The organism is Oceanispirochaeta sp., from assembly GCF_027859075.1.
Taxonomy (GTDB): Bacteria; Spirochaetota; Spirochaetia; order DSM-2461; family DSM-2461; genus Oceanispirochaeta.
This window is the reverse complement of the sequence record NZ_JAQIBL010000350.1, coordinates 1-9,835: the sequence shown is the minus strand read 5'-3', so window position 1 is coordinate 9,835 and position 9,835 is coordinate 1. Positions and strand designations below refer to the sequence as shown.

The window sequence follows — 9,835 nt, the reverse complement described above, 5'->3', positions numbered from 1 at the left end:
TCGGGGCGGCGGTTATGGGAGGATTGGGAGCCGGAGCCATCGATGCAGGAATCAATACCTATATTGCCCAGAATCATAGTGAACGCATGATGCAGTGGCTTCATGCCAGCTTTGGAATAGGAGTCACCATCGGCCCGGTCATAATGACACTGGGGATCACTTGGACTCAGCGCTGGCAATGGGGCTATGTCGTTGTAGCGGGGGCTCAGATACTGCTGGCGGCGGCTTTCCTCCTCACAAAGGGCTGGTGGAAAAACATCAGTCTGAAAGAAGAAGCCCAGGTAAGGGAAGAGGCGACTCTGGCAGAAACCATGAAAAAAGTCTCCGTCTGGCTGAGCATGCTGATGTTCTTTATCTATACAGGAGTTGAACTGGGGCTGGGTCTCTGGGCCTACTCCCTTCTGACCGAGTCCAGAGGAGTTGCACCGGCCGTCGCCGGGTTCATCACGGGAACCTACTGGGGCATGTTTACCCTGGGCCGGATTATAGCAGGCTGGTACAGCCGGAAATTCTCAGTTTCTACCATGATTTATTTCAGCGTCTTTCTGGCCATCTCGGGGACGGTTATGATCCTTGTTGATCTTTATAACAGTATGACCATCTTCGGCATCGGCCTGACCGGACTGGCCATTGCGCCTGTATTCCCGGGACTTGTCTCGGATACGGTAAACAGGGTGGGCAGGAAGTACCAGGGCCACACCATCGGCATGCAGATTGCCGCGGCAGGAGTCGGGGCGGCGGTAGTACCCTCCATTGCGGGTGTTCTAGCCAGGATTTACGGTCTTGAAATCATCCCCGGCTACCTTGTGGGGGCTCTGATTCTCCTCCTGTTAAGCTTCCGCCTGACTCATAGCAGAATAATGAAAAGCCCTCTCTAAAAGTAATAGCGCAGGTTAAAGACAATGCTGTGTTTAACCGGAGACAACCAGGCTTCATTCTTCCTGCCGTCATCCAGGCTGGTCATCCCGGTGTACCCTATTTCTGACACAAGCGTGCCTTCGTAGTTCAGATTAAAAGAAGCTGAGGGAGTCACAAACAGGGCCTGTGAATCGGGAGAATAAATCATGTTGAGGTTAAAACTGCTGTCTCTCGCATACCAGGGTATCATCAGATTCAGCAGGGCATAATGCCTGGCAAAATACAGAGGCGAGTAGAGGGACAGGTCGGAAGGAAGGGAAGCATAATCCTCCCTCTGATTCTGATCCCATCCCTCTCCGTTATAGAAGTATTCGGCGACAGCCGCCAGGCCGGAACTGAAATAATACTCCCCACCCAGCAGGGCCGAATAGACGGCTTTTTCCTTCAGGACCGAAGCACCCGTTTCCATATCAGGGCTGTTCCTGCGGGACCGGCTGCGGACGACTCCTTCTCCATACACGCCCACTCCCTGAATATCCATAAAAACAGCGGCAGCTCCGGCATGGGGGTAGAAATCATAGGGATCATCACCCTGCTCCGCCCCGCCGTAGAGTCCGGAGAGTTGGATCTCCAGAGCCGAAGCCTGAAGAGTCAGTTCCATGCCTGCCAGCAGTTCATCATAGTCCCAGCCCGGACCTTCCGACGGAAGAAGACCGTAGGTTTTAATGCCCAGCCAGGACTGGGGATTGTACTGCAGGGTCAAACCGTCCACTCCCCGAACATAGGCACTCGGGTCTGTGGGATTCTTGGGAGGATTCGCCAGATCAACGGGATTCCAACCGTAACCGTACCCGGTCAGGTAACTCTGCCGCCCGACTGTCAAGCGGCTGTTCTTTCCGGGAATCCAGGCAGCATTGGCCCTGATTATTTCTGCGGTATAGATATAAGCCTGAGAGGCAGAAGCCATATCGGCTACCGCAGCTGTCAGAACGGGATTGCCTTCCGACAGAATGGCTGCGCTGCCTCTCAGCATATCCGCCACAGGATATTGGCCCAGCTGAATCCACAGGTTCAGAGCTCCTGTATCGCTCGATTCATCCAGCTTCAGATTAATTTCATTACGGAACATCACATCCTTCACGGCCAGGCTGTTTTCTGGATTCAGGGGGGAGTCATAATCACCGTCCTGAGGGATATTTAAATTGACTTCCGGTATGAGCTCACCGCTGAAATGGACTTCGGCGCCTGCAGGTATAAGAGCAGAGAGAAACATGATGAATAAAATCCAATGGCCTTTTAATTGTTTCATAGAATCCTCCATCATCAGCGGATGTTTTCCAGATAAGAGGTTGTGAAAAAATATTCCTCCACTCTGGAGCTGTCAAACTCAATGATTTTGGTGGTGACAACACTTATAGATTTTTTGGTAAGACTGGTCATGGTCATCAGATAGGGATAATAAACACCGCCCACCTCTCTATAGTCATCAAAATCCAAATATTTAATAGGAGAACCGTCATCATGGTACTCGATTCTGCGGTACAGCTGCTTTTCCAGGGTTATCCAGACAATCAGTTTTTCATAAGCGCTGCTGACTCCGGGCCTGGGAGTGAGGATCAAGCGATGACAGTCCTGTCCGTCAACCTTCTCCGTTCCGTCATAAGAGGGTGAATATTGGCCGGTAAAACTGTTGCTGCCCTCGCCCATATCGGCATAGGAAAAGTCACTTCCTGCGGCTGAGTTCTTTTTCGCGGAAGAGCTCAACTTCCGGATGCGTCCAGTCGAGGCAAACCGGACCCAGAGATCATCTCCTAACATCAGGTAGGCTGTCCCGGCAACCCGGGGGGGGGCCAGAAAAATCGACAGAGACCTGGAAATCCCGTCAGAATCATCCAGTTCGAATCCTTCCATCACCTGAAGGGCCTGCTCTCTACCGGATTTGATCACCTGCAGAGTACTCCTGCTGTAAATAGCATCCAGTTCAAAGGCCTTATCAGCCTGATTTATCAGGTCTTGTGCATCCTGGGCGCAGACAGTTAAGGTGGCACTCAGAAGTGCAAATGTCATTACAATTCTAAAAAGATTCTTCATATCAGTCATTCTCCTTGGAAATTCTTTTAAAAGTTCGGGGTTTCAGATCCCAGCCCCATTTTTCACAGACCATTACCAGAACGGCGGGGTGCAGACAGATGGAAAACAGAAAGGCCAGAGCCATGGCCAGGGTCAGCACAATTCCGGTGCTCCGCATGGCCCTCATGACGGAGGGAATAAAGGATGCGAAACCAATGATGGTGGTGATAGTGGTCAAAGCCACAGCCGAACCTGTCCGGGCCAGGACCTGATGCATCTCACCCTTCCCTTCCAGCAGATAACGGTGATTGATATGCACCGCATCATCGATACCTATTCCCACCAGCAGGGGAATGGCAATGATATTCACAAAATCAAGCTTGATATTGAAAAGAACCATGATCCCGTAGAGTGAAGAAAAGGAGAGCAGGAGAGGCAGAAAGGTCAGAGCTGTCAATTTAAAGTTTTTGAAATCAATCAGAAGGATCAAAAAGACGGCAATCAAGGCAGCCAGGACAGCCTTTCTTCCATCCTTGCCGGCAATCAGAATCAGTTGATCCGCAGCGAGGATCATGCCTGTGGTTCTATCGGTCACCGTACTCACCTGGGAAGTGAAGATATTCCGGGACTCACCGACCCAGGGATTCATCCGGGGTGAAATGGTCATCAGTGTAGATGATCCTTCCTTTGAGAGGTAGGTGTCCCGGATCATATCCGGCAGATCTTCCAGACTGATAGCCCCGGTTCCCGCCATAGTGTGAATCCGTTGACTCAAGGGGAGAGAAAAACGGCCCTGAAAGGCGATGAGTTCCCCCGGATTGAAACTGTCAGATTCAAGTGAATCAAAAAGCCGGTCAAAAACCGAATTCCTCACTTTTTTCCCGTCCTTGTCCAGACCGGTCGCCTTATTCAGAACAAAGGTCAGCCGGTCGGTGCCTCCCAGAAAGGCCAGGTCTCCCATTTCGATCAGGTTTGCCTCCAGACGGTACAGTTCTTCCAGAATCATTTCAGAATCAACCGACTCTGAAGTGTTCCAATCCTCCAGGGTGGTTCGTATATCCTCCAGATAGGGAATCCTCCTGGAGCGCTGATCTTCCGTGGGCCACCATTGGGTGATGGCATCCACCGATTTGACCGAACCCAGTTTTTCAATAGCCTTAACCAGAGCCGGCAGTTCATCGGGATCTTCACTGAGATAGTACAAAACATCCGGAGCGGCACCAAACTCCTCGGTCATAGTATCCTGAAGTTTCACCGACTCCAGTCCTTCTGCTTCCATCTTCATCAGATTGTCTTCCAGTTCAATCCGGGGAGCCTGAGTTCCCAGGGCCAATCCTATGGTCATTAAGACCAGAATCCAGAGTCCCGGTCTTTTACTGATACTGTGCCCCAGACCTTCAACAAAATCGGAAGGGACAGGTGTTTTACGGCTCACCATGGGATCGGCCTTTCCCTTTCGCAGCAGCCGCAGATTCCGCCATCCCAGGAAAGCGGGAATCAGCATCAGCATGGCCAGAAGCTCACAGAAAATCCCCATCCCGGCAACGACGGCCAGTTCACGAACCATATCACTCTCGGCCATGAGAAGCGCGAAAAAGGCGGCTGCCGTCGTGAATCCGCCCGTCACGATTCCCCTGCCGCTTTTATTAAAGGCATCGGTTATGGAAGAGAGGAAATCCTTACCCTGATCCCTCTCCTGAACAAAACCGGTCATCAGATGGATGGCATAATCCACACCCAGTCCTACAAGGGCGACCATGTACATGGCGGTCATGATATTGAGTCTGTGGAGGATAAACCCTGTTAAGCCCATGGTCCAGAATACGCCGAGCATCAGGGGCACACCGATGATCAGCGGTGTGGTACGAATCCGGAAGACCACAATCATAAGGGTTAGAATCAGACCAAAAGCAAGCAGCATGGAAAAGGCAAATCCCTGCTCCGATGTGACCATTTCATCCCGGCCCACCACTGTCAGACCCGTCATACCCGCAGTCATACCGTAATCGGAGGCAATCGATTTGACCCGTTCTTCAATCCGGTTGGTTTCATTGACCAGGGGATCAAGGTCGTTGATGGTGTAGCGGGGATTTAAAAAGAGGACACCCATATTTTCAGAGCGGCTCAGGTAATAGCTTTCTCCGAGAAGATAGGCATCCAGAGCCTCATCAATCTTGGAATCATCAGGCAAATGGCCTTCCAGGGCATCAGCCATGGTATTCAGGATTTCAGAAACACCCCCCACCCAGGACACCAGCTGCATCTCATCATCTTCCATTGCCTCGCCGTCTCCGGAATACTCTCTTTCCAGGTCATCATTCAAGGCTTGAAGAAAAGGGAATAGGTCAGGGTCGGCATAGATACCTTTCAGGCGTTTGAGATCTTTTGATTGACTGAGAAGAAAACCATGTTCCTTCAGGAAAGCTTCATCAACCTTGCTGTAGACTCCGGAGAGAGCCGAATCAAACTCATCGGAAGAAAATACAGATGCCATTTCATCTATGGCAGATTTTACCGTCTCTTTTGCCGTATCAGCGGGTAATCCCCTGCCGTCTACCACCACGACAAGAGATGAAGCAAAGGGGAACTCATTGGTAATCCGTTTCAGATCCTGAACCTGAGTCGACTGCTGGGGCATAATGGAAAAAAAAGTCATTTCCATTTCCATCTGAAAAGCGCCGATTCCCAGAATGAGGGTAATGACCAGGGCCATCAAAAAGACCTTGACCGGGTTTGCACCGGCCCATCCTGCCCATCTGCCCAGCAAAGGACTCTGTTTCATACTATTCATTTGCTTTCTCCTGAATATATTCATTTGGATTTTCAGGTCTACCCTTCTCAGCGATACGCTCCCAGATGAGGGAACAGACCCGGGGACCCAGCTCTATATAATCTTTTTGATTGCTCAGAGCTCCCAACAGGAGAGCTCCTTCGTAAAATGCAGTAATCTCGAAGGCCACAGCTTCGGTATCCGTATCTTTCTGGATTTCTCCTTTGACAATGGCCGCATTCATAAGATTCACAAGGTTGCTGCGGAATCCGTAATAGAGTTTTTCCATCCTGATCCTCAGCTCAGGGAATTTTTTGACTCCGGCGATGTAGAGATAGAGAAAACTCTCATAATTCTCCATAATCTCACCCATCCCCGTTTCCCTGCCGATCTCGGCAACCATTTCTTCCATCTTGAAAAGATTTTCCAGAAGGACTTTGAAAGGGATATCCCTGGGCAGAGTGCCGTTGAGCATGTAATCCATGGTGTCCAGAAATCTCAGGATGGAAGATTTGAATAGGTCCGCCTTCCCGTCAAAGTAGTGATAGATGGCTCCCTTGGTCACATTCAGGGCCTTGGCGATATCGTTGAGAGAAGAGCCTTCATAATCATTTCTGGCAAAAAAAATGAGTGCCTGAATCTCTATCTGTTCTTTCTTATTGGTGGAATTCACAAGAAACCTACCTAAAGTATGTGTTTACATACCTATGGTAGGTTTCTTGAAAGAGTCTGTCAAGTATGCAATCTGAAAACTCTAAAAAACTAATTTTCTTTCAGGATTCTCTTACTAAAGAGATGGATTCGGCAGCCGAACCATGGAAAAAAGAGAGTGATCCACAGCCCCATGATCCCGTACCTCAGGAGATGACTAAAAAATACATCGGGCAGAAGCATTTTTAAACCGCCTTGCAGAAGGGCCACTCCTGCCAGACCGATGACCACACGAAGAATTTTAAGAAGAGGAGCCCCCTGAGAGGCATCGAAATCAGTCAGACGCCTTTCGACAAGAAAACCCGTAAAACATCCCAGAAGGAGTCCTGATCCCTTGAAAAAGTCATCCCTTTTAAGGGAGTCCTTAAAAAGGAAAAGCTCCAGAAGAACCATCACCATCACAGCCAAAGCCACCAACAGAATGAAGATCAGAAGGAACCTGTCCAGTTTTTCCGGCACTTCCCAGAGGCGATCAATCAGCGATGCAATCATCCAGGCCGAAGTAATCCCCAGTATCCAGCCGCCCAGCACATCCACCGGCCAGTGGACTCCCAGGTAGAGCCGGGAAATACCCACCATAAGGATGGCCAGGATGCAGAGAATCCGAAGCATCCTATTATGAAAGAGATAAATCAGGGTCGTATAAAAACTGGACGCTCCCTGAGTATGACCGCTGGGAAAGGAGTATCCCGTGGCCGTTTCCAGGCGTTTGCCTTCTAGGTTATCCAGAACTTCGAAGGGACGGGGACTGTGAAAAATAATTTTCAGAAGGTTATTGAGAAACAGCGAAATCAAGAGGGTGGAAGACAGGATCATCCCCGTTTTTTTGGAAATTCCCCAGAAAAAAGAGGCAATGATCAGAATATAAACGCCGGTTTCACCCAGCATGGTCATCCCCTCAGCAAGGAAGTCCAGGCCGGGACTGGCAATGGATTGGAAGAAATTCAGTAGGATTGTCTGCATCAGCCTAGGGTGTTCCCTTTCAGGAATCTGGTGGGCACTATCATATCTTCAACATGCGTTTCCACTCCTTTCTCGATCATATCCACCAGAATGGAGACACAGCCCCTGGCGATGGATTCGAAATCCTGGGCCACGGTGGTCAGTTTCCAGCTGGTATCATCCATATACTTCAGATTATCAAAACCAACCAGAGAAAGTTCTTCGGGTACGGATATATTCAATTTCTGTGCCGCCATAAGAAGACGGTAGGCTATCAGATCATTGACACAGAAGATGGCAGAAATATTCTTTTTCCTGAGTTTTTTGAGAATATGAAGGGCCTCATTTTCATCTAACTGGCTCCGTTCATCCTCTGTATTCCCGGTGAATTGAGTGATAAGGAGATCCATGTCCATGGGTATGCCGCTGTCAGTCAGGGCGTAGCAATATCCCCGGTAGCGCTCACTCACAACATCGCTGTCTTTGGCACCGATAAAACCGATCCTCTTATGCCCCCGTTCGGCGAGATAAGTTACCGCTTTCAGAGCGCCCTGAAAATTATCAGAGGTGACCACAGGAAGGGAGAGCTCTTCCAGCTTCCGATCCAGGAGGACCATGGGAAACCCCTTGATGCTCATGCGGCTCAAGATAGCAGCATTCCTGTTGCTGATAGGATAGATAATCGCTCCGGCAACATTGTGTCCCTCAATCTCTTCCAGAATTTGACGTTCCTTCCTGGTGGACTGATCCGAATAATGAAGGCTGCAAAGGTATCCTCTTTCCTGACAGCTGCTGTAAATTTGGTGGGCATACTGCTGCCCCCCCGAAAAAAAGTCCACTTTGTGAGGCAGAACAAGGGAGATGACCCGGCCCTCTGAGGGGTATCTGGGTTTTTCTTCGGCCACAAAGGACCCCTTCCCCTTCAGCCTGTAGATGATCCCCTTCAGTTCCATCTCTTTCAGGGCTCTGATCACTGTTATCCGGGAGGTAGAGAATTCCTCCATCAATTGAGTCTCGGAAGGCAACTTGTCATTACTCTGAAATTTGCCTTTCTGAATCCACTCCTGAATGGTGTTTATAATTGTCTGATATACGGGGATGGTCACGGTTCCTCCTGTTTCAGGTCAATCCAGCCAGACGTCTTTAACTAGTCAAGCAGGGACGGCACAGGTACATAATATATCAGGTATCGATCTATTGTCTATCATTTTCCAACTTGACATGTCAGGAATGTCATATTAAAGCAAATAAAACACATGTTAATTAATGGAGGTTTTCTAATGAAACGGATAGGTTTATTCCTACTATTCATCACTCTGATCATGGCCCCTGCTCTTTTTGCAGGCGGCAAGGCAGATATGACTGGTCCCACCAGATTGGTCGTATCATCCAGACTCTACTCTCAGCCGGGAGAACAGCAGTTTCTGATAGATGAAATTTTCCCCGGATTTGAAGAAGCGAACAACTGTGTCGTCATGTTTGAAATTCTTGAAGATGATCCACTGTTGAAGCGGGCCGCCTTTCAAAAAGAGTCAGGACGCGTCAATACGGATGTTGTCATTGCCCACGACAGCCGCATGGCTGAATGGATTGATAATGACTATGTTGTTCCTCTTCCTGTTGAAAACTGGAAAGACAGAACATTCTCCAAAGCATTCAAAAACAGCATATCCAGGGGTGGCAAGACGTATTTCGCCCCTGTTGGAGCCGATGTGTATCTGCTCCTTGCTAATAAAAAAGCGCTCCCCTATCTACCGGCCGGTGCGGATGTACAGGATCTGACCTGGGAAGAATATGTGGCCTGGGCCGTCGCCATTGCCGAGGGTGAGGGTGAAGGAAAAACAGCCGTAACCGGTGTTCCACAGAAATCATTGATCTATATGTACGGCGGAATGTTCCTGTCCTATGGTGGAGAATTCCCAGTGATCAACTCCCCTGGAGCCCTGAAAGCCTGGAACGTCCTGGCAGCCATGAAAGACGCCTACACTCCTACGGTTAATCCCTATGACAATGTCTCTTCTCCCATGAAAACCGGAGAAGCCTGGCTGACAGTAGCCCATATGGTTCGCTGCGGTGAAGCCTATCGCTCTAATCCTTCAGGATACGTTCTGGCACCTGCTCCTAAAGGCCCCGAAGGAATCGGATCTATTGCCGGTTCAAGCGGTTTTGCCGTGGTTAATGGTGCTCCTAATGCCGATTTGGCCGTCAAATTCATTGAATATATGACAGAGCCCGAGATGGCAGTGAATATTGCCAGGGGTACAGGCGGCTTTATTCCTCCTATCGATGAAGCCATTGCCAAACTGGGTGACTCAGCAGAAGATGAAATCATCGCCAAAGGAATCAATGTGATGAAAAACGGCATTGTTTCCGGTGTACCCGGTGGTGACTATACTTCCTGGGGTGCGGTAAAACAGGTTTTTGACGATGCCTTCCAGGAACTGATCCTGAACAGAGGGGCCATCGATAAAGCCTACCTCGATG

General features: G+C 49.5%; 8 protein-coding genes. 2 read left to right on the top strand and 6 right to left on the bottom strand.

Annotated elements, in window-relative coordinates; translation table 11 throughout:
• On the top strand, positions 1-878 hold an 878-nt coding region (locus tag PF479_RS19915), incomplete at its 5' end, for an MFS transporter (RefSeq protein ID WP_298010665.1).
• On the opposite strand, the gene PF479_RS19910 is transcribed toward PF479_RS19915, so the two are convergent.
• From PF479_RS19910 to PF479_RS19885, 6 genes are all read right to left on the bottom strand, one after another.
• Positions 875-2,167, bottom strand: a complete 1,293-nt coding sequence (locus PF479_RS19910; RefSeq protein WP_298010664.1) for a hypothetical protein — start codon at positions 2,165-2,167, stop codon at positions 875-877. The two genes, PF479_RS19915 and PF479_RS19910, sit on opposite strands and share 4 nt — an antisense overlap.
• A 14-nt stretch (positions 2,168-2,181) precedes the next feature.
• Positions 2,182-2,949, bottom strand: coding sequence for an outer membrane lipoprotein-sorting protein (locus PF479_RS19905; RefSeq protein ID WP_298010662.1), 768 nt, complete (start codon positions 2,947-2,949; stop codon positions 2,182-2,184).
• A 1-nt stretch (position 2,950) separates the two neighbouring features.
• Positions 2,951-5,719 carry an MMPL family transporter gene (locus PF479_RS19900; protein ID WP_298010659.1) on the bottom strand — a complete coding sequence of 923 codons (2,769 nt, stop codon included), beginning with the start codon at positions 5,717-5,719 and terminating at the stop codon, positions 2,951-2,953.
• Positions 5,712-6,371 carry a TetR/AcrR family transcriptional regulator gene (locus tag PF479_RS19895; RefSeq protein ID WP_298010657.1) on the bottom strand — a complete coding sequence of 220 codons (660 nt, stop codon included), beginning with the start codon at positions 6,369-6,371 and terminating at the stop codon, positions 5,712-5,714. Before PF479_RS19895 ends, PF479_RS19900 begins: the two co-directional genes overlap by 8 nt.
• 89 nt (positions 6,372-6,460) lie before the next feature.
• Positions 6,461-7,372 (bottom strand): phosphatase PAP2 family protein, encoded by a 912-nt coding sequence (locus tag PF479_RS19890; RefSeq protein WP_298010654.1) that lies wholly within the window; start codon positions 7,370-7,372, stop codon positions 6,461-6,463.
• A complete protein-coding gene (locus PF479_RS19885; protein WP_298010651.1) occupies positions 7,372-8,457 on the bottom strand; it encodes a GntR family transcriptional regulator in 1,086 nt (361 codons plus the stop codon). Before PF479_RS19885 ends, PF479_RS19890 begins: the two co-directional genes overlap by 1 nt.
• Before the next feature lie 174 nt (positions 8,458-8,631).
• Here PF479_RS19885 and PF479_RS19880 point away from each other — a divergent pair.
• Positions 8,632-9,835, top strand: a 1,204-nt coding sequence (locus PF479_RS19880) for an extracellular solute-binding protein (RefSeq protein WP_298010648.1), incomplete at its 3' end; no start/stop codon positions are given.

Excerpts from the sequence above, each read along its gene's own strand:
- PF479_RS19910 (WP_298010664.1), bottom strand. The coding sequence starts at position 2,167 with ATGAAACAATTAAAAGGCCATTGGATTTTATTCATCATGTTTCTCTCT.
- PF479_RS19905 (WP_298010662.1), bottom strand. The coding sequence starts at position 2,949 with ATGAAGAATCTTTTTAGAATTGTAATGACATTTGCACTTCTGAGTGCC.
- PF479_RS19900 (WP_298010659.1), bottom strand. The coding sequence starts at position 5,719 with ATGAATAGTATGAAACAGAGTCCTTTGCTGGGCAGATGGGCAGGATGG.
- PF479_RS19890 (WP_298010654.1), bottom strand. The coding sequence starts at position 7,372 with ATGCAGACAATCCTACTGAATTTCTTCCAATCCATTGCCAGTCCCGGC.